We start from the raw sequence: 22,483 nt of genomic DNA on the forward strand, positions 1-22,483 counted from the left end.
AGGACACACCGGAAAACACCGGGACGGGTGCTTCGCGGGAAGCCGGCAAGCCGGGCCGCCGGGCAGGGCGCGGGAACCGGCGGGCGGGCCGAAACCCCGGCGTGCGGGCCGAAACCCCGGCGTGCGGTGCGGGAACCCCGGCGTGCGGGCCACAACTCCTGGGCGCGGTGCGGGAGCCCGCGTGCTGAGCAGAACCCCGGCGTGCGGCTCGGGAACCCCGGCGTGCGGTGCGTCTACTCCTCGGCGCCGCCCCGGCGTCGTACCGCGAAGACCACGGCGGCCGCCGCCGCGAGGATTCCGGCGCCGATGCCGGTCCAGGCGCCCGCGGACAGCCCGCCGTCGCCGTCCTGGGCGGTGTCGGCGGCCTGCGCGGAGGCGTCGGGGGTCGTTTCCCCGGCCGCCGGAGTCGGGGTCGGCGTCGGGTCCGCCGGGGACGGGCTCTCGTCGACGGTCGCCGAGGGGGCGATCGGCTTCGCGCCCGGCGCCGCCGCCTTCAGCTGGAGCGTCGGCGCCGGGTTCTCGCCGTTCTCGTCCAGCTCGATCCAGCGGTCGACATGCCCGTCGCCGTAGGTCTGGAGCGTCTTGAACGCGACCTCCTCCGCGTCGGGCAACTGCCGTACGACCACGGAGTACTCGGCGCTCACACCGGTCTTCAGCTCCTTGCCCCCGACGCTGTAGCCGTCCTTGTCCGCGGTGAACTTCCAGCCCGCGGGGCCCTTCTTGTACGTGACGTCGGCGGGGGCGATGCCCTCGGGCAGGACCACGCGCACCTCCTTGATCCCGGAGGAGTCGGACTCGGCCTCGGCGTGGAAGGAGAGGGTGACGTTCTCCGCGAGGGCCTGGGCCTTGTCGGCCTCGACCTCGGTGTGGGCGGCGGCCGGCACGGCGGCCAGGACGACGGCGGCCGCCGCCGCGGCGACGGCGACGGACAGGCGGGGCATGGTGATACGGGACATGCAGGTCTCCAGGCAGGGGGTACGGCGGGGCGGCCGTCCGGCGTGGCCGGGACGGCGTCCCCGATGGGGTCAGTGGGCGAGAGCAGCGCTCGTCACCGGAGGACCCCGCCGTACCACCGCGTGCGCCAGCAACGGCCGTGCGATGAGCGGCCGTTCGTCGTGCGCCGGCACGACGGCGAGGGCGGCCGTCGGCCGGGGTGCCGCGGGCCGGGCCAACAGCAGCCGGGCGGCGGCCAGTCGGGCCCGCACCCCGTCGATCGCGGCCGTCACCCCGCGCGCCAGCGACCAGCAGACCGCGTCCGCGCGGTGCAGCAGTACCGCGACCAGAGCGGCGACCAGCGCGTGGGCCGCCGTCATGGCGAGGGAGTCGTGGAGCTGTTCGTGCCACGCCCGCCCGGCACCGTGCCGATGCCCGCCGGAGTGCTGGGCGGCCGCCGTGAGCGTCAGCCACAGATGCAGACCCGACTGGCCCGCGACACTGCACGCCACGACGGTCGCCAGGCTGCGGGGCCGTTGCACACCGAGCAGACCCACCGCGAACAGCACGGCCGTCGCGGCGGCACCGCGGGTCCAGGGCACCGGACCCTCGGCGAGCAGATGATGGGCGCTCACCCCGAGGACCGTGCCGACGACGGCGAACACCGCGGCCCGCAGCACGGGCAGAGGCGCGCGAGTCGTCGTGACGGATCGGTGCATGGCCCGCTCATCATGGGCCATCCCGGACCCGCTCGGCAGCCGGGTCGGCGAAAGACCGGTACGCCCGAGCCGTGACGCACGTCTCGCGCGCCCGTGACGCACCCGCCTGTCCGGGGCCGTACGCGCCGCACGACCCCCGCCGGTCAGGGGGTGCCGGTCTCCTGCGACCGCGGCCCGGCCGCGTTCCCCGGCTCGACGACCTCGCCCTGGATCACCTGGGGCGCCGGCTGCGGGTCCCGCGCCGCGCGGGCCTCCGCCTTGAGGATGCGCGTCGACTTGCCCGCCGAACGGACCAGCTCGGGCCCCTTCTTGACGGCGATGACCGCTATCACGACGAGCAGGATGATCACGAGCTCGCTCAGTCCGAACATGGGAAGGCCTCCGTCAGGGGTGGACACCGAAGCCGGACGAGAATCCCGCCGGACCGGCAGCGTACCCCGCACACCCCTCCAGGTTGCTTTGCCTGTCCTTTACTATTGGGTGAAAGGCCGTCCCGACCCGAAGGAGCCACGGACCCGCAATGGGTGAGCCTCCCAGTACCGACCGAGCCGCGTCCCGCCCGCACCAGGGAAGGGCGGCGGCCCGGTGACCGAGATCCTGCTGCTCCTGACGGCCCTCCTGCTGACGCTGGCCTGCGCCGTGTTCGTCGCCGCCGAGTTCTCCCTGACCACCGTCGAGCGAGGGGACCTGGAGCGGGCCGCCGAGGCCGGTGAGCGTGGCGCCGAGGGCGCGCTGAGGGCCGTCCGCCGGCTGACCTTCCAGCTCTCCGGCGCCCAGCTCGGCATCACCGTCACCTCCCTCGTGATCGGCATGCTCGCCGAACCCTCCCTCGCGGCGCTCCTCAGGGGGCCGCTGCAGGGCATCGGCCTGGGCGGGGCCGCCTCCCCGGTGGCGACCGCGCTGGGCGTGGCCCTGTCCACCGTCGTGCTGATGGTGGTCGGAGAGCTGGTGCCGAAGAACTGGGCCATCTCCCGCCCGCTGGCCGTCGCCAAGGTGGTCGCGGGTCCCCAGAGCGCCTTCACGGCCGTCTTCGGCCCCTTCATCCGGCACCTCAACAACACCGCCAACGCCGTCGTACGACGCTTCGGCCTGGAGCCCGCCGAAGAGCTGGCCTCCGCCCGCAGCCCCGAGGAACTGGTCGCGCTCGCCGAGCACTCCGCCGCCGAGGGCGCCCTGGAGGCCGACTCCGCCGAACTGTTCGTGCGCACCCTGCACCTGGGCGAGCTGACCGCGGAGAACGTCATGACACCGCGCGTCGACGTCAAGGCCCTGGAAGCGCACGCGACCGCGGCCGACGCCGCGAACCTCACCCACGCCACCGGCCTGTCCCGCTTCCCGGTCTACCGCGACAGCCTGGACGAGGTCATCGGCACCGTGCACATCCGTGACGTGCTCGCCTTGGAGCCCGGGAAGCGGGCCGTCACCCCGGTCACCGAGCTGGCCACCGCACCTCTGCTGGTCCCGGACAGCCTCACCGCCGACCGGCTCCTGGAGCGACTGCGCGCCACCCGCACCATGGCCGTCGTCATCGACGAGTACGGCGGCACCGCGGGAGTGGCGACCGTCGAGGACATCGTCGAGGAGGTCGTCGGCGAGGTGCGGGACGAGCACGACCCCGTCGAGATGCCCGACCTGCGGCCCGCCGGCCCCGGGGCCTGGGAGGCGGAGGGCTCCGTCCGCGTCGACCGGCTCACCGGGATAGGTCTCACGGCGCCCGAGGGGCCGTACGAGACCGTGGCCGGACTGGTCGCCACCCGGCTCGCGCGCATCCCCGCCAAGGGCGACGACCTCGACCTCGACGGCTGGCGCCTGGAGGTCCTGGACGTCGACCACCACCGCGCCGACCTGATCCGCATCACCGAACCGTCGAGGGTGCCGGTTCCGGCGGGGGAGGAATCCCGATGACCACCGTCCAACTGCTCGTCGGCGCGCTCACCCTGCTGACCAACGCGTTCTTCGTGGGCGGCGAGTTCGCCCTGATCTCGGTGCGCCGCAGCCAGATCGAGCCACGCGCGCGGGACGGCGACAAGCGGGCCCGGATGACCCTGTGGGGCCTCGAACACCTCTCCGCGATGATGGCCACCGCCCAGCTCGGCATCACCGTCTCCTCGCTGGTGCTCGGCGCGGTCGCCGAACCGGCCATCGCGCACCTCCTGGAGCCCGGCTTCGAGGCGGCCCGCGTCCCGGACGGCCTGGTGCACCCGATCGCCTTCGTGATCGCGCTGTCGCTGGCCACCTATCTGCACATGCTGATCGGCGAGATGGTCCCGAAGAACATCGCCCTCGCGGCCCCCGTGCCGACCGCGCTGCTCCTCGGACCGCCCCTGGTGGCCCTCACCCGCGCGCTGCGGCCCTTCGTGTTCGGCATCAACGCCTTCGCCAACGCCCTGCTGAAGCTGCTGCGCGTGGAGCCGAAGGACGAGGTCGAGTCGGTGTTCACCGACGACCAGCTCGCCCGCATGGTCGTCGAGGCCGGCGAGGCCGGGCTGCTCACGCCGGCCGACGGCGAACGACTGCGGGACGCGCTGGAGCTCGGCACCCGCCCGGTCGGCGAGATCCTCGTCCCGGTCCCGAAGATGCGCACCGTTGACGTCTCGGTCACCCCGGCCCGCCTGGAGCGGGTGGCCGCCGACGCGGGGTACTCCCGGTTCCCGGTCACCGGCCCGGACGGCACCCTGCTGGGCTATCTGCACATCAAGGACACCCTCGGCGTCACCGACCGCGACCGGCCCTTCCCGCGCTCCGCGCTGCACCCGGTCACCCGGGTCCGCATCGACACCCCGCTGGACGACACCCTCACCGCGCTGCGCGCCGACGGGAGCCATCTGGCGGCGGTGACGGGGCAGACGGGGGCCGTGCTCGGGTTCGTGACCATGGAGGACGTCCTGACCGAGCTGGTGGGCCCGGCACCGGCCGCCGTGTGATCGCGGGGCGGTACCGCCGCCCGGCTGGTAGACCTGGGAACGCCGCTTCCGCCCCGGTCGTTCACCTGACGCACATCCCTACTGAAGGAGCACGCCCGTGTCCGCCCCACCGACGGACTCCCGCCCCACCCGATCGACCCGCCGTTGAGTACCACCAGTGCCCTCCTCGGCCTGCTCGCCGTGTTCCTGCTGACCGCCGGCACCGGCTACTTCGTCGCCCAGGAGTTCGCCTACGTCTCCGCGGACCGGCTCGCCCTCTCCCGCCAGGCCGAGGCGGGGGACCGCAAGGCCGCCCGCGCGCTGAAGGTGCTGGAGCGGCTGTCGTTCATGCTGTCCGGCGCCCAGCTGGGCATCACCGTCACCGGACTGGTCGTCGGATTCATCGCCGAGCCCTCGGTCTCCGCACTGCTCGAGCCCGCCCTGACCGGCGTCGGCGTCCCCGAGGGCGCCGTCGGCGGCATCTCGGTCGTGCTGGCCTTCGTGCTGGCCACCGTCGTCCAGATGGTCCTCGGCGAACTGGCCCCGAAGAACCTCGCCCTCGCCGTCCCCGAGCAGCTCGCCAAGGCCCTCGCGCCCTCCACCCTCGGCTACCTCAAGGTCGTCGGCCCGCTGGTGCGCGTCTTCGACGGCGCGGCCAACCGCCTGCTCCGCGGGGTCGGCATCGAACCCGTCGAGGAACTCCACCACGGCGCCACCCTGGAGGAGCTCGGCCACCTCATCGGCGAGTCCCACGAACAGGGCGAACTGCCCAGGGACACCGCCGAACTCCTCGACCACGCCCTGGAGTTCTCCGAGCGCACCCTCGACGAGGTGATGGTCCCGCGGGTCGACGCCGTCTTCGTCCGCGGCGACGCCACCGCCGCCGAGGCCGTCGACCTGATCGCCCGGCACGGCCACTCCACCTACCCGGTCCTCGGCGACCACCCCGACGACGTCCCGGGCGTGCTGGGCGTACGCGAGCTGATGCGCCTGCCCGCCGCCGACCTGGCCCGGTCCACCGCTGGCTCCCTCGCCCGCAAGCCCCTCCTGCTGCCCGACACGCTGCCGCTGCCGGAGGCGGTCGAGCAGATGCGGGAGCGGGACGACGAGTTCGCGGTCGTCCTCGACGAACACGGCGGGATCGCCGGCATCGTCACCTACGAGGACATCGCGGAGGAGCTCGTCGGCGACATCGCCGACGAGACCGACACCGTCACGGAGATCGCCGTGCCCGAGGGGCCGGGCTGGCTGGTCGACGCGGGCCGCCGCCTCGACGAGATCGCCGACGTCACGGGCGTCGAACTCCCCGAGGAGGAGGACTACGACACCGTCGCCGGACTGGTCGTGGACCGGCTCGGCCGCTTCCCCGCGATCGGCGACCGGGTCACCGTGGAACTGCTCGACGGCGGACGCGCGGTGATCGACGTACGCACCCTGGACCGGCACGTGCCGGAGCGGGTCCGCATCGAGAGGGTGGGCGAGGCATGAGCTTCCCCGTGGCGCTCTTCGTGACCGTCCTGCTGCTGATCGGCAGCGGGTTCTTCGTCGCCGCCGAGTTCGCGCTGGTCGCCGCCAAGCGGCACCGTATGGAGAAGGCCGCGGCCGAGGGGCGGCGCGGTGCGAAGGCGGCGCTGGCCGGCATGCGCGAGGTGTCGCTGATGCTGGCCGGTGCCCAACTCGGCATCACCGTGTGCACCTTGGGCCTCGGTTCGGTCTCCAAGCCCGCGATCTCCCACGAACTCGACCCGCTGCTGCACGACCTGGGCCTGCCGACGGCCCTGAGCTACGGCGTGGCCTTCGTGTTCGCCATGGTCGTCGTGGTGTTCCTGCACATGGTGGTCGGCGAGATGGCCCCCAAGTCCTGGGCCATCGCCCACCCCGAGCGGTCCGCCATGCTGCTCGCGCCGCCCTTCCGGGGTGTCGTGAAGGTGGTCCGGCCGCTGATCTCGGTGCTCAACAAGCTGAGCAACGCGTTGGTACGGCTGTGCCGGGTCACCCCGCGCGACGAGCTCGCCGCCGTGCACAACCGTGAGCAACTCACCCACCTGGTCGAGGAGTCGCAGCGCCTCGGACTGATCAGCGAGGCCGACTCGGAGCTGCTCACCCGCTCGCTCACCGAGCCCGAGACCCCGGTCGGCGACCTGCGGATCCCGGCCGCGGACATCACCTCGGTGCCCGGCACCGCCGACCTCGACACCGTGCTGCGCACCGCGGCGGCCCACGACCGCACCCGCATGCTGGTCCGCGAGGACGACCGGGTGCTCGGCTCCCTGCACGCCCGGGACGCCCTGGTCGCCCGGGCCCAGGGCCGCACCGCCACCGCCCGCGCCCTGGCCCGCCCGGTCCCGGAACTGACCGAGGACACCAAGGTCGCCGACGCGATCGACCTCCTGCGCCGCAACCGGGCCTCCCTCGCGGTCGTACGGGACGGGTCCGGCACCCTCACCGGCCTGGTCACCCTGGACGACCTGCTGGCGCGCTATCTCCAGCCGCAGGGGGTGTGAGCCGGTCGGGAACGGGCACGGCAGAGAAGGCCGCAGGGCTCTTGGCACGGGGACGGGGGATTCGGTGTTCGACGTGATCATCGCCGGGGGCGGGCCCACCGGGCTGATGCTGGCCGCCGAGCTGCGGTTGCACGGGGTGCGGGTGGTCGTGCTGGAGAAGGAGGCCACCCCGACCGACGTCGTCCGCTCGCTCGGACTGCACGTCCGCAGCATCGAGGTGCTGGACCAGCGGGGTCTGCTGGACCGGTTCCTGGCGCACGGGAAGCGGAGCCCGGTCGGCGGCCTCCTCGCCGGGGTGGTGAAGCCGCTGCCCGACCGGCTGGACACCGCGCACGCCTACACCCTCGGCATCCCGCAGCCCACCACCGACCGCCTCCTGGCCGAGCGGGCCGTCGAGCTCGGCGCCGAGATCCGGCGCGGCCGTGAACTGGTCGGACTGAGCCAGGACGCCGACGGCACCGCCGTCACCGCCGAACTCGCCGACGGCACCCGGCTGCGCTCGCGCTACCTCGTCGGCTGCGACGGTGGCCGCAGCACCGTGCGCAAGCTGCTCGGCGTCGGCTTCCCCGGTACCCCCGCCCGGGCCGAGACGCTCCTCGGCGCGATGGAGGTGGGCGTGCCGCCGGAGACGGTGACGGCCGTGGTCACCGAGATCCGCAAGACGCAGAAGCTGTTCGGCCTCGCCCCCGTCGGGGACGGGCTGTACCGGGTCGTCGTGCCCGCCGAGGGGGTCAGCGAGGACCGCTCGGTCGCGCCGACCCTCGACGAGTTCAGACGGCGGCTCCGGGCGGTCGCCGGCACCGACTTCGGCGTGCACTCACCGCGCTGGCTGTCCCGCTTCGGCGACGCCACCCGGCAGGCGGAGCGCTACCTCGTCGGCCGGGTGCTGCTGGCCGGGGACGCGGCGCACGTCCACCCGCCGGTGGGCGGGCAGGGGCTCAACCTCGGCCTCCAGGACGCCTTCAACCTCGGCTGGAAACTGGCCGCCGAGGTGGCCGGCTGGGCCCCCGCGGGACTGCTGGACAGCTATCACGCCGAACGGCACCCGGTGGCCGCCGACGTGCTGAACACCACCCGGGCGGGGATGGAGCTGCTGTCCACCGAACCGGGACCGCAGGCGGTGCGCCGGCTGCTGGAGCAGCTGATGGACCTCGACGAGGTGAACCGGTACCTGATCGAGAAACTCACCGCGATCGGCGTCCGCTACGACTTCGGCGCGGGCCCTGACCTGCTCGGCCGGCGCCTGCGGGACCTCACGCTCCGGCGCGGCCGCCTCTACGAGCTGACGCACGCCGGCCGCGGACTGCTGCTCGACCGGACCGGCCGGCTCTCGGTGGCGGGCTGGTCGGACCGGGTCGACCATGTCGTCGACGCCGGTGCGGAGCTGGACGTGCCCGCGGTGCTGCTGCGGCCGGACGGCCATGTCGCGTGGGCGGGCGAGGACCAGGGCGAACTGGACGACCGACTGCCCCGGTGGTTCGGCGCGCCGGCCTGACCCACCGGGTCGGGCCGTCATGAACGCGACGTCTGCGCGATCTCGCCGGTGCCGTCGGGGGCGATGGAGCGGGTCGCCTCGTCCTGGACGAGCAGGGAGAGCAGGGACGCCACCGTCAGGCCGGCCTCGGCGGGGTGCCGCAGCACCTTGCCCGGATCGATGCGGTAGGTGTTGGTGCGGCCCTCCCTGATGTGCGAGAGGTACCCGTCCTGCTCCAGATCGGAAATGATCTTCTGTACGGCGCGTTCGGTGAGCCGGCAGTGCGCGGCGATGTCGCGGATCCGGGCGCTGTGGTTGTCGGCGATTGCGGCCAGCACGCGGGCGTGGTTGGTGACGAACGTCCATCCGGTGTGTGGCTCGGGCACTCCATCCATGGTTCAACTCTACCGACCTGACGTTCACGCATTCAAAAACCGGAACTAAATTTCATGTATTAGTTGACGTATGTGGGTTGACGCGGGGAATCTGGTGAGCGAGGCAACGGAGCACATGAGGGAGAGGGTCATGCCGGATCCTGCGCACTCGGCGCAGCCCCTCACGGCGGCGGACGTGCGTCCGCCGTGTCTGGCCACGATCGAGGCCGTGGCGGTCGGCGACCGGGTGGACGTCATCTGCCGCGGTGAGCTGGACATCGGCGCCGAGTGGCTCCAGCCGCAGCTCCGTGCCGCCCTCGCCCGTTCCGCCACCGGCGTCGACCTGGACCTGGAGGGCGTCGGCTTCTGCGACTGCGCCGGGCTCAACGTCCTGCTGGACCTGCGTCGGGAGGCCCTCGACCAGGGCAAGACGGTCACCGTCCGGTCGTGCGGCCCGGCCTTCGCACGGCTGCTCGACCTGACGGGCGCCGGGGAGCTGTTCAAGGCGGAGGGCGCGGCCAGCCCCGGCGCACCGGCACGCTCCGACCTCCCCGAGGTCCCCGATCCCCTCCCCGGCGACTCGGAGTCGCGCGTGGACGTGGACGAGGAGTTGCGTCTGGAGGTCGCCCAGCTGCGCCGGGCGATGCGGACCCGGCCGGCCATCGACGTGGCCCGCGGCATCCTGATGGCCTCCTTCGGGCTGAGCTCCGAGGACGCCTGGACGGTGCTCGTCAGCGCCTCCCAGAACACCAACACCAAGCTGCACCACCTCGCCGAGGACCTGATGGGCGCCGTCCACGGAGCACCGGTCGCGGAGGACGTACGGCAGCAGATGGCGGTGGCCGTGGCCAAGGTCCGGGCGACCCCACCGACACCGTCCGACGACGCGGCGGGACTGGAATCGCCGGACACCCCGCCCGCGGCGTAGGCGGCTCCCGAGCCGCGGACTACGTCAATTCCAGCAGCCCCCGCCGGACCGCCTCGGAGACCGCCGCCGCCCGGTTGTCGACGCCTGGCTTGCGGTACACGCGCACCAGGTGGGTCTTGACGGTGGCCTCGCTGAGACAGCGGGACGCGGCGATGGCGCGGTTGCTGTGGCCGGCGGCCATCAGCTGGACGACCTCCCGCTCCCGCCGGGTCAACTCCGGCGCCGGGTCGACCACTTGGCCGACGAGGTCGCCGACCACCGCGGACGCGAGCACCATCCCGCCCACCGCGGCGCTGCGCACGGCCCCGGAAGAGGTCGTCCGGCGGTCCGGCCTATGGTGCTGCGGCCGGGCGGACCGCCGCGTCGTCCGTACGGCTCGATGAGCCGCCCCGCGATGGAATCCGCGTTCAACCGATCGGTTGAGCGCGTGCTGCCCCCCTCGTGAGAATCAGTCCGCGTCCGCGCCGAACGCCCCCAGGATGCGTTCGGCGGCCAGTGTGGCCGTCAACTCTCCGTTCCTGACCTGCTGTTCGAGGTCGGGGGCGAGGGCGCGGACGGCCGGGTCGGCGTGCAGGCGGCCGAGGAGTTCGTCGCGGACCATCGACCAGGTCCAGTCCACCTGCTGGTCACGGCGCTTGGCGGCGAGCCGGCCCGTGGAGTCGAGCAGGGTGCGGTGCTGTTCGAGGCGTTCCCAGACGGTGTCCAGGCCCGTCGACTCACGGGCGCTGCAACTCAGCACGGGCGGTGCCCAGGCCGCGTCCTTGCCGTGCATCAGCCGCAGCGCGCCCGCCAACTCCCGTGCCGCCGCCTGCGCGTCGCGCTGGTGCGGGCCGTCCGCCTTGTTCACGGCGATCACGTCGGCCAGCTCCAGGACACCCTTCTTGATGCCCTGCAACTGGTCTCCGGTGCGGGCCAGGGTGAGCAGCAGGAAGGAGTCGACCATGTTGGCGACGGCGGTCTCCGACTGGCCGACGCCGACCGTCTCGACGAGGACGACGTCGTAGCCCGCCGCCTCCATCACCACGATCGACTCCCGGGTCGCCTTGGCCACCCCGCCGAGCGTGCCCGCGGTGGGGGAGGGCCGTACGAAGGCATCCGGGTCGACGGCCAGGCGCTCCATCCGGGTTTTGTCGCCGAGGATCGAGCCGCCCGTGCGACTGGAGGACGGGTCCACGGCGAGCACGGCCACCCGGTGCCCAAGCGAGGTGAGCAGGGTGCCGAACGCGTCGATGAATGTCGACTTCCCCACGCCCGGCACCCCGCTGACGCCGATCCGCCGGGCCCGGCCGCTGTGCGGGAGCAGCTCGGTGAGCAACTCCTGTGCCAGCACCCGGTGTTGGGGACGGGTGGACTCGACGAGAGTGATCGCGCGGGCGATCAGCGCGCGCTTCCCGTCGAGGACGCCCTTCACATAGGTGTCGACATCGATCACAGCTCGTGCCCGAGGTCGGCCGAGAGCCGCTGGACGAGGTCGTGGGCCGCATCCGGGATCACCGTCCCCGGCGGGAAGACGGCCGCCGCGCCCATCTCCAGCAGTGTGGGCACGTCCTGCGGCGGGATCACCCCGCCGACGACGATCATGATGTCCTCCCGGCCCTCCTCGGCCAGCGCCTCCTTCAGCGCCGGTACGAGGGTGAGGTGACCGGCCGCCAGCGACGAGACGCCGACGATGTGCACGTCCGCCTCCACGGCCTGGCGGGCCACCTCGCCCGGGGTCTGGAACAGCGGGCCGACGTCCACGTCGAAGCCGAGATCGGCGAAGGCGGTGGCGATCACCTTCTGGCCGCGGTCGTGGCCGTCCTGGCCCATCTTGGCGACCAGGATGCGCGGCCGGCGGCCCTCGGCCTCCTCGAAGGTGTCCACCAGGGCGCGGGTGCGGTCCACGGAGGGCGACTCCCCTGCTTCGTTGCGGTACACGCCGGAGATCGTACGGATCTGGCTCGCGTGGCGGCCGTACACCTTCTCCAGCGCGTCGGAGATCTCGCCGACGGTGGCCTTGGCGCGGGCCGCGTGCACGGCCAGCTCCAGCAGGTTGCCGTCGCCGTCGGCCGCCCGGGTCAGCGCGTCCAGGGCGTCCCGGCACGCGGTCTCGTCCCGCTCGGCGCGCAGCCGCCGCAGCTTCTCGATCTGCTGGGCGCGCACGGAGGAGTTGTCGACCTTGAGGACCTCGATCGCCTCGTCGGTTTCCACCCGGTACTTGTTGACGCCGATGACAGGCTGGCGGCCGGAGTCGATGCGGGCCTGGGTGCGGGCCGCGGCCTCCTCGATGCGCAGCTTCGGGATGCCGGCGTCGATCGCCTTGGCCATACCGCCAGCGGCCTCGACCTCCTGGATGTGCTGCCAGGCCTTGCGGGCGAGGTCGTAGGTCAGCCGCTCCACGTACGCGCTGCCGCCCCACGGGTCGATGACCCGGGTGGTGCCCGACTCCTGTTGGAGCAGCAGCTGGGTGTTGCGGGCGATGCGCGCGGAGAAGTCGGTGGGCAACGCCAGTGCCTCGTCGAGGGCGTTGGTGTGCAGCGACTGGGTGTGGCCCTGGGTCGCCGCCATCGCCTCGACACAGGTGCGGGTGACGTTGTTGAACACGTCCTGCGCGGTCAGCGACCAGCCGGAGGTCTGCGAATGGGTGCGCAGGGACAGGGACTTGGCGTTCTGCGGGTCGAACTGCTTCACCAGCTTCGCCCACAGCAGGCGCGCCGCCCGCAACTTGGCGACCTCCATGAAGAAGTTCATGCCGATCGCCCAGAAGAACGACAGCCGGGGCGCGAACGCGTCCACGTCCAGGCCCGCCTCCCGGCCCGCCCGGATGTACTCCACGCCGTCCGCGAGGGTGTACGCCAGCTCCAGGTCGGCCGTCGCGCCCGCCTCCTGGATGTGGTAGCCGGAGATGGAGATGGAGTTGTAGCGGGGCATCCGCTGCGAGGTGAAGGCGAAGATGTCGGAGATGATCCGCATCGACGGCTTCGGCGGGTAGATGTAGGTGTTGCGGACCATGAACTCCTTGAGGATGTCGTTCTGGATGGTCCCGGCCAGCTTCTCGGGCGGCACGCCCTGTTCCTCCGCCGCCACGATGTACAGCGCCAGCACCGGTAGCACGGCGCCGTTCATCGTCATCGACACGGTCATCTTGTCGAGGGGGATGCCGTCGAAGAGCTGCCGCATGTCGAGGATCGAGTCGATCGCCACGCCCGCCATGCCGACGTCACCGGTCACCCGCGGGTGGTCGCTGTCGTAACCGCGGTGCGTGGGCAGGTCGAAGGCGACCGACAGGCCCTTCTGACCGGCCGCGAGGTTGCGCCGGTAGAAGGCGTTGGACTCCTCGGCGGTGGAGAAGCCCGCGTACTGGCGGATCGTCCAGGGCTGGTTGACGTACATCGTGGGGTACGGCCCGCGCAGGTACGGGGCCACGCCCGGGTACGTCTCCAGGAAGTCCAGGCCCTCCAGGTCGGCGCCGGTGTAGAGCGGCTTGACCTCGATGCCCTCCGGGGTCTCCCAGACCGGCTCGGCCTCCTGCGTGGCGTTCTTGACGGCCGTACGCCACTCGTCGGCGCCGCCGTCGGCGGCCGGGGTCCCCAGCTCGATCCCGGTGAAGTCGGGGATGCTGGACATCAGGACACTCCCATGCGGTCGAGGGTGGCGGTGAGCACGGCTACTGCGTCGCAGCCCGCGAAGACGTAGGAGTCCACGCCGGAGTACTGCCCGGGACGCCCGGCGAGGAACACGTACTGCGCGCCTGCCGCCTTGAGGGCTTCCGCGACCCCCTCGGCCTGCTCCTCGTACAGCGCGTCGCTGGAGCACAGGCAGGCCTCGGTGGCGCCGCTGTCCTCGAAGGTGCCCTCGGTGACGGGCTCGATGCCGCCGGCCTGGAAGAGGTTCGCGGCGAAGGTCAGGCGCGCGGTGTGGGCGGCGGCGGGGCCGAGCGCGGCAAGGAAGACGCGGGGCCGGGACCCGGTGGCCGCGAGATGGGCGTCGGACCGGGCCCGCAGTTCCTCGTAGGCCTCGTCGCGCCGCACGCGGGGCAGACCGCCGGTCCGGGACTCGGGCGCGGCGGCACGCTCCACGGGCTTCTCGCCGAGGTGCGGGAACTCGCTGACGCCGGTGATGGGTTCGCGGCGGGTGGCGAGCCGCTTGGAGCGCTGCGCCCACGTCGTCGCCAGGTCCGTGCGGAGCCGGCCGGAGCGCAGGACGGCCGCCTGGCCGCCGTCGCGTTCGATCGTGCGGAAGAACCGCCAGGCGGACTCGGCGAGTTCGTCGGTCAGTCGCTCCACGTACCAGGAGCCGCCCGCCGGGTCGATCACCCGGGACAGGTGCGACTCCTCGACCAGGATCGTCGAGGTGTTGCGGGCGATACGGCGGGCGAACGCGTCCGGGAGACCGAGCGCGTGGTCGAAGGGCAGCACGGTCACGGCCTCGGCGCCGCCGACTCCGGCCGCCAGCGTGGCGATCGTCGCCCGCAGCATGTTCACCCACGGGTCGCGGCGGGTCATCATCACCGGCGACACCACGGCGTGCTGCGCCTGCGCGCCCGCGCCGGGCGCCCCGCACACCTCGGCGACCCGGGCCCACAGTCGGCGGGCCGCCCGCAGCTTGGCGATGGTCAGGAACTGGTCGGCCGTCGCCGCGTACCGGAACTCCAGCTGCGAGAAGGCCTGTTCGACGCTCAGACCCGCTTCCGTGAGCCCGCGCAGATAGGCGACACCGGTGGCGATCGAGGCGCCCAGCTCCTGCGCGGCCGAACCGCCGGCCTCGTGGTACGGCAGCGCGTCCACGGTCAGCGCCCGCAGCCCCGGGTACTCCTCGGCGCACCTGCGCGCGAGCGGGACGACCGGCGCGAAGTCCAACGCCTCGCCGGTACCGGCCTCGTGGCCCAGCGGGTCGGCGCCGAGGCTGCCGCGCGCGGACTCGCCGGCGATGCCGCGCTCGCCGTAGAGCCGCAGCAACTCCTCGGCGGCCTCGGCGAATTGACCGCCCGCGTCGAGGGCGACCGGTGCGAGGTCGAGGTAGACGCCGTCGAGCACCCGGCCCAGGGACGCGACCGGGATGCCGCCCTCGCCGACGACCAGCCACAGCGAGGTGACGCCGTTCTCCAGGTCCGTGAGCACCGCCGCGTTGTCGGCGACCGCGTGCCGCTGCCGTACGTCCCAGCCGCCGGCGGTGTTCCCCTCGGCCCGGGCGCCCCGCACGAAGGGGGCGAAGCCGGGGAAGCCGGGTTCGGGCGCCGAGTCGTGCGCGGTGTACAGGGGGCGGGTGCGCAGCCCGTCCTCGAGCGCGGTGGACAGGGCGTCCTCAGCTGCCGTGCCGGAGACTTCCTTGCCCGACTTGCGCAGGACACCGGCCACCAGGCCGTGCCACTGTTCAAGGTTCGCGTCAGGGAACTCGGCGGCCAGCGAGAGCCCGTCGTCAGGCAGGACCGTCATGCTCGGATGCTAGGCCAGACGGCCAAAGGAGCAGCAGAGGGCACGGCTGTGACCTTGCCCGCAACGACACTGTGACGCCGGTCTCCCCTGTACAAATGGGACGTATGGACGCTGAAGCGCAGAGCTACATCGACGGCATCGCCTCCGAGCACCGACCGCTCTTCGACCGGCTGCACCGGCTGATCCTGCGGGCGTACCCCGAGGCGACCGTCGTGCTGTCCTACGGGATGCCCACGTACCGGGTCGGGGACCGGCGGCTGCACGTGGGCGTGTGGCGGCACGGCGTCTCGGTCTACGGCTGGGACGCGGACGCCGGCGCCGCCCTCCTCTCCCGGCACCCGGGGCTCCTCAGCGGGAAGGGCACCCTCCGGCTGCGGTCCCGGGAGGCGGCGGACATCACCGACGACGAGCTGACGGTCCTCGTCCGCGCCTCACTGGGCCCCGGCACCGCTCACTGAAGCCGGTCGGTGTGCAGGCGCCTGGTGACCTCCGTCAGGTCGGCGACGAACATGCCGGCGAGTTCAGCGGTGAATCCGGTGCGTACGACCACACGCAGCACCGAGACGTCCTGGCAGGGCGCCGGGAAGGTGTACGCGGGCAGGTGCCAGCCCCGGGCACGCATGGCCCGGGAGACGTCGAACACCGTGAGCCCCTCGGTGCCGGGCGCCACCCGGAAGGCGAACGCGGGGAGTTCGGAACCGTCCGTGACCAGCTCGTACGGGTCGATGGCCGCGATCCGGGCGGCGAGCGCCCGGGCCGTCGTACGGCTCCGCGCCGCCAGGTCGCGCAGCCCCTCGAAGCCGTACCGCAGGAAGCTGTAGTACTGCGCGACGACGTGCGCGCCCGGACGCGAGAAGTTGAGGGTGAAGCTCGGGGAGCTGCCGCCGAGGTAGTCGACCTCGAAGACCAGGTCGCCGGGGAGGGCCTCGGCGTCGCGCCACAGGGCCCAGCCGAGGCCGGGGAAGACATGCCCGTACTTGTGGCCGGAGGTGTTGATGGACGCCACCCGTTCCAGCTGGAAGTCCCACATCAGGCCCGGGTCGAGGAAGGGGGCCACCATGGCGCCGGACGCGCCGTCGACGTGCACGGGGATGTCGGTGCCCGTGGCGGCCTGGTAGCCGTCCAGGGCCAGGCAGATGTCCGCGACGGGTTCGTACGAGCCGTCGAACGTGGAGCCGAGGACCGTCACCACGCCGATGGTGTTGTCGTCGCAGTGGGCGGTGAGGGCGTCGGGCGTGAGGTGGTAGCGGCCCGGCTCCATCGGGACGTACCGCGGCTCCACCTCGAAGTAGTTGGCGAACTTCTTCCAGCACACCTGCACGTTCGAGCCCATCACCAGGTTCGGGCGCGCGGTGTCCCTGCCCTGGGCGCGGCGGCGGCCCTGCCAGCGGCGCTTGAGCGCGAGCCCGCCGAGCATCGCGGCCTCGCTGGAACCGGTGGTGGAGCAGCCGCGGACCAGCTCCGGACGCGGCGCGTGCCAGAGCCGGGCGAGCATCCGCACACAGCGCTCCTCCATCGCCGTGATCTGCGGGTACTCCGCGCGGTCGGCGAGGTTCTTCTCGGCCGTCTCCGCCATCAACTCCCGTGCCTGCGGCTCCATCCACGTGGTGACGAAGGTGGCGAGGTTGAGCCGGGCGTTGCCGTCGAGCATCAGCTCGTCGCGGACCCGGCGGCAGACCGCCTCGGGCTCCGACATGGCCGCGGGCAGCTCGTCGACCGGCGGCAGGAGGAGGTCGGCGGGGGGTCGGTCCCGTTCGGGCCCGGTGGTCAGGGTGTCGAACTCGATGGCGGGCATGACGTCGGTGTGCGGCATGGGCATGAGTGACTCGATGCCTTTCTGGCTCGTACGGCCCCGTGCGGTCCGACGCTAGATCGCCGCGAGGGCCCGCATCCGTGCCGATTCCACCGATCCAGTGATCCATTTGCGCACTGATGAACCGGATTTTCCCTTGTACATACAGACGACCCGGCGGCACCCCGTTCCGGCCGAACCCGCACTCCCGCGAACCGCCGCGGCGTGGAAGGCTGTGTTCGGCCGGCCTGCCGGAAGGAGTCGAACCGTGGTCGAGTGGATGTCCCTGCGGACGGGTGCGCGGCCCGTCCCCGAACCGGCGTCCACGACGCTGGTGTGGTCCGCGGCCTTCGCCGGCTCCCTCCTGCTCGTGGCGGCGGCGAACGCGCTCATCGGCCCGGGCCGGCCCGCGCTCGCCCTCGCCGTCCTGTCCCTGCTGGCCTCCCTGCTGGGCTGGTGCGCCCGCTTCGCGGCGGCTCCCGGTACGGCACTGCTGTGCTGGCTCTTCCTCAACGGATTCGCCATCCCGCCCGCGGGCACGCTCAGTTGGTCCGGACAGCGCGACACCTTCTGGCTCACCTGCCTGCTCACCGCCGCCCTCACCGGCACGGCTCTGGCCCGCCTGGGCCACGCCCGCGCCGCGTACCGACGCCTGGCCGTCACTGGCGCCGCGGCGCCCGGGGACTCCGGTGGGGACATCCGCCACGGGGGGTCGTGACCTCCGGGTCTTCTCGCTCGTGTCGTGTCGGGGGGCGCCGCTTCTTGGCAGGGGCGGCGGCCACGCCGGGTCGGCGGAGCATGCTGGGGGGAGGGTGGGAGAACGGTTCGGAGGTGCGGTGATGCGGTGGTGGTGGGCCGGAGGATGCGCGATCGCCGCGGTGAGCGTGCTGGCGGCGTGCGGGACGTCGGGCGGTGGTGGGGCGGCGACACCGGTGCCGCGTTCGCCGTCCACAGGGGCCTCGACGTCCACCGGGGCTTCGCCCTCCACCGCGGTTTCGCCCTCCACCGCGGTTTCGCCCTCCACCGCGGCTTCGCCCTCCACCGCGGCTTCGCCGCCTGCTTCCGCGCCTACGCCGCCCTCTCCCGCGGCCGGTGACTGTCGTTCCGGACAGGTGGAGATCACCGTCGCTCCCGGTGACCCCGTCCGGCGGCAGGTGTGCGTGCGGCCCGGGACGGTCGTCTCCCTGGTCCTACGGCCCCGTACGGACGGCAAGCGGTGGACGGCGGTGCGCAGCTCCGCGCCGGTCCTCGTCCTGGTGTCCGGCCGGCGCGTGGCCGCCGACGGCACCGCGCACATCTCGCTGCGGTCCGCCGGCACCCGGGGCGGCAGCGCCGAGATCGGCGTGTCGGCGAGGGAGCCGGATGTGGCGGGTACCGGAGGGGTCGCGTTCACGCTCGACGTGACGGTGACGCCGTACGCGCGGGAGCGGTGACCCGGTACGCATGAGGAGGGGGTCCCCCGGCAACCCGCGGGACCCCCTCGCTCACGGCACGGCGTGCGTCAGCCGCAGTCGCGCACCGGGATGGTGTAGATGCCGCGGCCGTGGGTGGCCGCGTACAGCGTGCGGCCGTCGGGGCTCAGCTTCAGCTGGAGCACGGCGACGGCCGGAAGCGAACCGACCCGCTGCCACGAGGTGCGGCCCGGCGCCCGGTAGACGACGCCGAGGTCGGTGGCGACGGCGAGGCCGCCGTTCGGGGTGACGACCGCGGAGTCGGCCGGCACGTCGGGAAGGTTCGCCGAGACGTCCTTCCAGGTGGTGCCGCCGTCCTTCGACTCGAAGACATGGCCCACCCCGGCACCCGGTCCCTCGGTCCACTGCCGGGAGAAGCCGCTGACCGTGAGGTAGACGTGGTCGGCGTTCTTCGGGTCGACGGCGAACCCGCTGAGGTAGCGGTTGGGCACCGTGCCGTTCGCGCCGGTGGCGGGCAGGGCGATGTCGTGCCAGCCGGTGCCGTCCGTGTTGCCGACCGCGATGCCCCGGGCGAAGCCCTGGTTGTTGCAGGGCCCGCACCAGGCCGCGTACACCTTGCCGCCCGAGACGGCGACGGCGGTCGCGGTGCGGCCCTCGCCGAGGTCGTACAGGCTCTTCCACTCGTCGCCGCTGCGGATGGCGTAACCGTGGGTCTGCACCCAGATGTGCCGGCCGCCCGCGATCCAGGTCGAGCTGTTCTTCGCGTCGGCCGCGAGCGGGGCGATGAAGCGGGCCTCACCGGTGGCGTTGTCGGGCGGGGCGACACCGTACGACGTCGCCTTGCCCGGGTCGGTGAGCCAACTGCCGTCGTTGACCGCGCAGTTCTGGGTCACCTGGATGGCGAGGTACACGTACTCCTGGGCGATGTCGCAGCCGTTGGCCGGGTCGGTGAGCGTGTCGCCGCCGTCGCCGCCGAAGTTGGAGCCCATGACCTTGTCGTTGCTGCGCAGGATGGACTGGCCGTTGTCCTGAAGGCCACCGGTGACGGAGACACCGCCGTGGGCCAGGTCCTTGCCGATGCCCACCGAGTAGTACTGGAGGGTGTCGATGGTGCCGTCGTTCAGGGAGGTCCAGTCGGTGGCGTGACCGGAGGCGTCCTGGGAGCCGTTCACCGGGCGCTTGTAGACACCGCCGTCGTTGCCGACGTACACGAAGCTCTTGCCGTGGTAGCGGCCGATGGCGACGCCGTGCTGGTCGGAGTGGGTGGTCTGGTTGCAGTCGCCGGACTGCTTGGCGGGGTCGATGGACCAGCAGGGGAACGTGAAGTTCCAGTACGGGCCGACGGTCGACCAGGTGGAGCCGCCGTCCTTGGTCTCGTAGACCTCCTCGAGGCCCGCGTACACGTGGTCCGGGTCGCTCGGGTCGACGGTGAGGAACTGGTTGTACCAGGCCTGCACGCCGGGCATGTAGCCGCTGGAGGTCAGCGCCGAACCGTCGGCGGCCAGCCCCTTGTAGTCGGCGATCTGCTTCCAGGGACCGAACGGCGAGGCGGCACTGTAGATGCCCTCGAGTCCGCTGTCCGGGTTGGTGTTCAGCTGCTCGGGGGACTGGTCGACGGCGTAGTACCGGGAGCCGTCCGCGGAGCGGGCGAAGGTGACGCTGCCGACGTCGTCCGGGTCGGTGGGCAGGTCGCCGAAGCCGCTGGTGATGCGGGTCCAGGTGCCGCCCACCTTGGTGTAGAAGCCGTTGTAGTCGTCCCCGCTGCGCCAGCCGACGGCGAGCACGACCCTGCTCGGGTTCTTGGGGTCGATCGCGATGTCGTTGGTGATGTTCTTGTACGGCGCGTCGGGGTCGTCGGCCTTCGAAGCACCCGGCAGATAGTCGGGGTTGGGCGCGTACTCCAGCTTCCACGCGCCCTTCAGCGTCTTCGTGGAGTGGCTCCACACGCCCTCGCTGGTCGCCGCCCACACCTTGCCGCCACCGAAGCGCAGCTCGTGGATGGTGGTGGACTCCAGCTGGTCGCCGCCGACCCGGCTGCGGGTGGAGAAGGTGCCGTGGTGCGGATCGGACAGGACGTAGACACCGCTGCCGAGGTAGGCGTCCGCGTTGGTCGTCGCCTCGCCCGTGCCCAGCCACAGCCGCCCGCCGCTGTCGAGCGCGAGCGCGCCGGTGGACTGGGAGGGCAGCTTGTCGCTGATCGGCTGCCAGTGCCCGCCGCCGCGCCCGGACCGCCAGACACCGCCGCCGGCGCTGCCCGCGTACACGTACCCGTCGTCGTCGGCGGCGATCGCGGCCATCCGGCCGGTGACATTCCCGGAGCCGCCACTGGAGTTGGAGTCGATGTCGCGGTAGCGGGGGTCGTCGGAGTTGTACGGCAGGTCGGTGATGTTGTGCCAACTGCCGCCGGTGGACGGCAGATCGGCGAGACTGCTCCAGGCGGCGCCGTACGCGCCGGGGGCGACGATGCCGGGCGAGGTGCGGGCCTCGGCGTACTGGTCCGCCCCCTCTGCTATCTCGTCGGCCTCGTTGCCGTCGTCGTCCTCCGCCACCTTGGGACTCAGCGCACTGGTGGACTGCGCGCGCTGGGCGGCGAGTTGGTCGATCGTACGGACGCCGAAGGGGACGGCGCCCCGGCCGGACGCGGCTCCCGCGGGTGTCGCGACGAGTACGGCGGATGCGGAGATGGCGCAGAGCGTGAGCCATCGTCTCTTGCGGGTGGGTGCTGACACCGGGTCCTCCGGAAAGGTGGTCGTACAGCCGACGTGGAGAACCCGACCACCGGTGCCGGGCAGGGTCCGGCACTTGAGCATGCTTTGACCGGAACCTGCCACCAGGTTGGAAAAGGCATGACGTCACCGTGCCGGACCGGCAGCCCGTGACGCTGGATCAGCAGGCAGCGGTACGGATCAGAAAGCCGCTGTCCGGTCGTCGCTGCGCGGGTCGTCCACCTGATGCTCCGCGTAGATGCCCGTGCGTGCCTTACGACGCCAGGGACGCCCGAACGTCACCGCGTCGGCGGCGGCTTCGGAACCGTCGTCCAGTTCCACGACGGCCACCGCCGGCGAACCGTCAGCGGGGCACCGTGCGAGCCAGTCACCGTTGGGGGCGACGATTCCGGCGGGCGCGGTGACGCTGAGCTGCGCGGGCACCGACAGGCTGACCCAGTAGCTGTTGACCGCGGCGTGCCCCTGGGCCTGGGCGGCGGTGTTCCCCGGGGTGCCGCTGGTGGAGAACAGGACGCAGCCGACGTCCAGTTTCTCGTACTCCGCGAACAACTCCGGGTAGTGGATCTCCATACCGAGCAGGCAACCGAAGCGCACACCGTCGACCTCGAAGGTCACCGGTGAGACCCCCGGCGAGTACATGTACGAGACCTTCGTGTGCGACAGGAGGCGCTCGTCGTAGCGCGTGACGACCCCGCCGCGATCGGAGATGACGTACAGGCTGTTGTGCGGACGGTTCGGCCCGGTCAGCCGGTGCACCGACGGAATCACCGTCCACAACCCCAACTCACGGGCCAGCTCGGCGATCGCGGCCAGCTCGGACCGGAGCACCGGCCACTGGCACCGGTCCCAGTCCGCCGGACCGACCGCTTCGGGGCCGTCGACGGACATGACGACCTTGCTGGGAAAGCAGAGCGCGCCTTCCGGGAAGTGCACGATCCGCGCGCCCTGACCGCCGGCCTCGCGCATCAGAGCCCGCACTTCACGCCCGCTCTCGCGCAACGCCTCGACGTCCCGGGGGTCTTCTCGTACGAGCGTCTGCGCTACCGCAAGCCGCACGCTCCGGGCATTCCTTGCTTCCGACATGACGTCTCCTGAGGAAGTCTGACGGAAGTGCCGCAGGGCGGCCGTGTAGGACTCACCTGTCTTGGCGGCGCGGGCACGCACCTGGCGCTTGAAGTTCCCACGGGCTGTCATCGCGGCCTTCCACGCCCCTGAGCGACGGCTCCCCAGCAACCTCGCCCGAGGCGATCGGGCTGCAACAACGGCCTGAGACGCTGGTCCCTTTGCCTCCGACGGGGGACCGC

20 protein-coding genes and 1 pseudogene are annotated in these 22,483 nt (G+C 72.4%); 10 read left to right on the plus strand and 11 right to left on the minus strand.

The features are described from left to right. Window positions 1-233 precede the first annotated feature (233 nt). The 3 genes from AC2XR2_RS35065 to AC2XR2_RS35075 form a co-directional block, all read right to left on the minus strand. Complete coding sequence (locus tag AC2XR2_RS35065) at window positions 234-956, minus strand: DUF1775 domain-containing protein (protein WP_491517238.1); 723 nt, start codon at window positions 954-956, stop codon at window positions 234-236. Window positions 957-1,025: 69 nt separating this feature from the next. Further along, window positions 1,026-1,652 carry a hypothetical protein gene (locus AC2XR2_RS35070; RefSeq protein WP_449349327.1) on the minus strand — a complete coding sequence of 209 codons (627 nt, stop codon included), beginning with the start codon at window positions 1,650-1,652 and terminating at the stop codon, window positions 1,026-1,028. A gap of 143 nt (window positions 1,653-1,795) precedes the next feature. Then, the gene (locus AC2XR2_RS35075) at window positions 1,796-2,023 is read right to left on the minus strand and encodes a twin-arginine translocase TatA/TatE family subunit (protein WP_330263621.1); all 228 of its coding nucleotides are present in this window, start codon (window positions 2,021-2,023) and stop codon (window positions 1,796-1,798) included. A gap of 214 nt (window positions 2,024-2,237) precedes the next feature. Here AC2XR2_RS35075 and AC2XR2_RS35080 point away from each other — a divergent pair, with 214 nt between their 5' ends. From AC2XR2_RS35080 to rox, 5 genes are all read left to right on the plus strand, one after another. Continuing rightward, window positions 2,238-3,557, plus strand: a complete 1,320-nt coding sequence (locus tag AC2XR2_RS35080) for a hemolysin family protein (RefSeq protein ID WP_491517239.1) — start codon at window positions 2,238-2,240, stop codon at window positions 3,555-3,557. Next, window positions 3,554-4,576: a hemolysin family protein gene (locus AC2XR2_RS35085; RefSeq protein WP_449349325.1), complete on the plus strand. Its 1,023-nt coding sequence runs from the start codon at window positions 3,554-3,556 to the stop codon at window positions 4,574-4,576. Before AC2XR2_RS35080 ends, AC2XR2_RS35085 begins: the two co-directional genes overlap by 4 nt. Before the next feature lie 144 nt (window positions 4,577-4,720). Beyond that, on the plus strand, window positions 4,721-6,043 hold the full coding sequence (locus AC2XR2_RS35090; protein WP_381302969.1) for a hemolysin family protein: 1,323 nt from the start codon (window positions 4,721-4,723) through the stop codon (window positions 6,041-6,043). After that, the gene (locus tag AC2XR2_RS35095) at window positions 6,040-7,059 is read left to right on the plus strand and encodes a hemolysin family protein (protein ID WP_491517240.1); all 1,020 of its coding nucleotides are present in this window, start codon (window positions 6,040-6,042) and stop codon (window positions 7,057-7,059) included. The genes AC2XR2_RS35090 and AC2XR2_RS35095 overlap by 4 nt, the downstream gene beginning before the upstream one ends. Before the next feature lie 64 nt (window positions 7,060-7,123). Continuing rightward, complete coding sequence (gene rox, locus AC2XR2_RS35100) at window positions 7,124-8,554, plus strand: rifampin monooxygenase (RefSeq protein WP_491517241.1); 1,431 nt, start codon at window positions 7,124-7,126, stop codon at window positions 8,552-8,554. Between the two features lie 17 nt (window positions 8,555-8,571). On the opposite strand, the gene AC2XR2_RS35105 is transcribed toward rox, so the two are convergent. Further along, entirely contained in the window at window positions 8,572-8,928 is a 357-nt protein-coding gene (locus tag AC2XR2_RS35105) for a helix-turn-helix transcriptional regulator (RefSeq protein WP_381302966.1), read from the minus strand. 130 nt (window positions 8,929-9,058) lie between these two features. Here AC2XR2_RS35105 and AC2XR2_RS35110 point away from each other — a divergent pair, with 130 nt between their 5' ends. After that, window positions 9,059-9,835 carry an ANTAR domain-containing protein gene (locus AC2XR2_RS35110; RefSeq protein WP_491517242.1) on the plus strand — a complete coding sequence of 259 codons (777 nt, stop codon included), beginning with the start codon at window positions 9,059-9,061 and terminating at the stop codon, window positions 9,833-9,835. Window positions 9,836-9,854: 19 nt separating this feature from the next. Here the strand turns inward: AC2XR2_RS35110 and AC2XR2_RS35115 are convergent. The 4 genes and pseudogenes from AC2XR2_RS35115 to AC2XR2_RS35130 all read right to left on the minus strand — a co-directional run. Next, window positions 9,855-10,167, minus strand: a pseudogene (locus tag AC2XR2_RS35115) (helix-turn-helix domain-containing protein); the annotation flags it as partial. 116 nt (window positions 10,168-10,283) lie between these two features. After that, complete coding sequence (meaB, locus tag AC2XR2_RS35120; protein WP_491517243.1) at window positions 10,284-11,267, minus strand: methylmalonyl Co-A mutase-associated GTPase MeaB; 984 nt, start codon at window positions 11,265-11,267, stop codon at window positions 10,284-10,286. Then, on the minus strand, window positions 11,264-13,441 hold the full coding sequence (gene scpA / locus AC2XR2_RS35125) for a methylmalonyl-CoA mutase (protein WP_491517244.1): 2,178 nt from the start codon (window positions 13,439-13,441) through the stop codon (window positions 11,264-11,266). The genes meaB and scpA overlap by 4 nt, the downstream gene beginning before the upstream one ends. Further along, window positions 13,441-15,249 carry a methylmalonyl-CoA mutase family protein gene (locus AC2XR2_RS35130; protein ID WP_491517245.1) on the minus strand — a complete coding sequence of 603 codons (1,809 nt, stop codon included), beginning with the start codon at window positions 15,247-15,249 and terminating at the stop codon, window positions 13,441-13,443. The genes scpA and AC2XR2_RS35130 overlap by 1 nt, the downstream gene beginning before the upstream one ends. Before the next feature lie 104 nt (window positions 15,250-15,353). Here AC2XR2_RS35130 and AC2XR2_RS35135 point away from each other — a divergent pair, with 104 nt between their 5' ends. Then, a complete protein-coding gene (locus AC2XR2_RS35135) occupies window positions 15,354-15,707 on the plus strand; it encodes an iron chaperone (RefSeq protein ID WP_449349320.1) in 354 nt (117 codons plus the stop codon). On the opposite strand, the gene gad is transcribed toward AC2XR2_RS35135, so the two are convergent. After that, the gene (gad, locus tag AC2XR2_RS35140; RefSeq protein ID WP_491517246.1) at window positions 15,701-17,068 is read right to left on the minus strand and encodes a glutamate decarboxylase; all 1,368 of its coding nucleotides are present in this window, start codon (window positions 17,066-17,068) and stop codon (window positions 15,701-15,703) included. The two genes, AC2XR2_RS35135 and gad, sit on opposite strands and share 7 nt — an antisense overlap. Before the next feature lie 241 nt (window positions 17,069-17,309). Here gad and AC2XR2_RS35145 point away from each other — a divergent pair, with 241 nt between their 5' ends. The 3 genes from AC2XR2_RS35145 (at window position 17,310) to AC2XR2_RS35155 (ending at window position 18,474) form a co-directional block, all read left to right on the plus strand. Next, the gene (locus tag AC2XR2_RS35145) at window positions 17,310-17,759 is read left to right on the plus strand and encodes a hypothetical protein (RefSeq protein ID WP_381302959.1); all 450 of its coding nucleotides are present in this window, start codon (window positions 17,310-17,312) and stop codon (window positions 17,757-17,759) included. Window positions 17,760-17,903: 144 nt separating this feature from the next. Next, the gene (locus AC2XR2_RS35150) at window positions 17,904-18,137 is read left to right on the plus strand and encodes a hypothetical protein (protein WP_491517247.1); all 234 of its coding nucleotides are present in this window, start codon (window positions 17,904-17,906) and stop codon (window positions 18,135-18,137) included. Between the two features lie 16 nt (window positions 18,138-18,153). Further along, window positions 18,154-18,474, plus strand: coding sequence for an acetyl-CoA synthetase (locus AC2XR2_RS35155; RefSeq protein WP_381302957.1), 321 nt, complete (start codon window positions 18,154-18,156; stop codon window positions 18,472-18,474). Window positions 18,475-18,542: 68 nt separating this feature from the next. Here AC2XR2_RS35155 and AC2XR2_RS35160 read toward each other — a convergent pair whose 3' ends face one another. Together AC2XR2_RS35160 and AC2XR2_RS35165 are read right to left on the minus strand one after the other, a co-directional pair. Continuing rightward, entirely contained in the window at window positions 18,543-21,182 is a 2,640-nt protein-coding gene (locus AC2XR2_RS35160; protein WP_491517248.1) for a beta propeller repeat protein, read from the minus strand. Window positions 21,183-21,359: 177 nt separating this feature from the next. Further along, window positions 21,360-22,235, minus strand: coding sequence for a carbon-nitrogen hydrolase family protein (locus AC2XR2_RS35165; RefSeq protein ID WP_491517249.1), 876 nt, complete (start codon window positions 22,233-22,235; stop codon window positions 21,360-21,362). Window positions 22,236-22,483: the final 248 nt, after the last annotated feature.

This window comes from Streptomyces sp. LS-MS-L19, assembly GCF_058382285.1.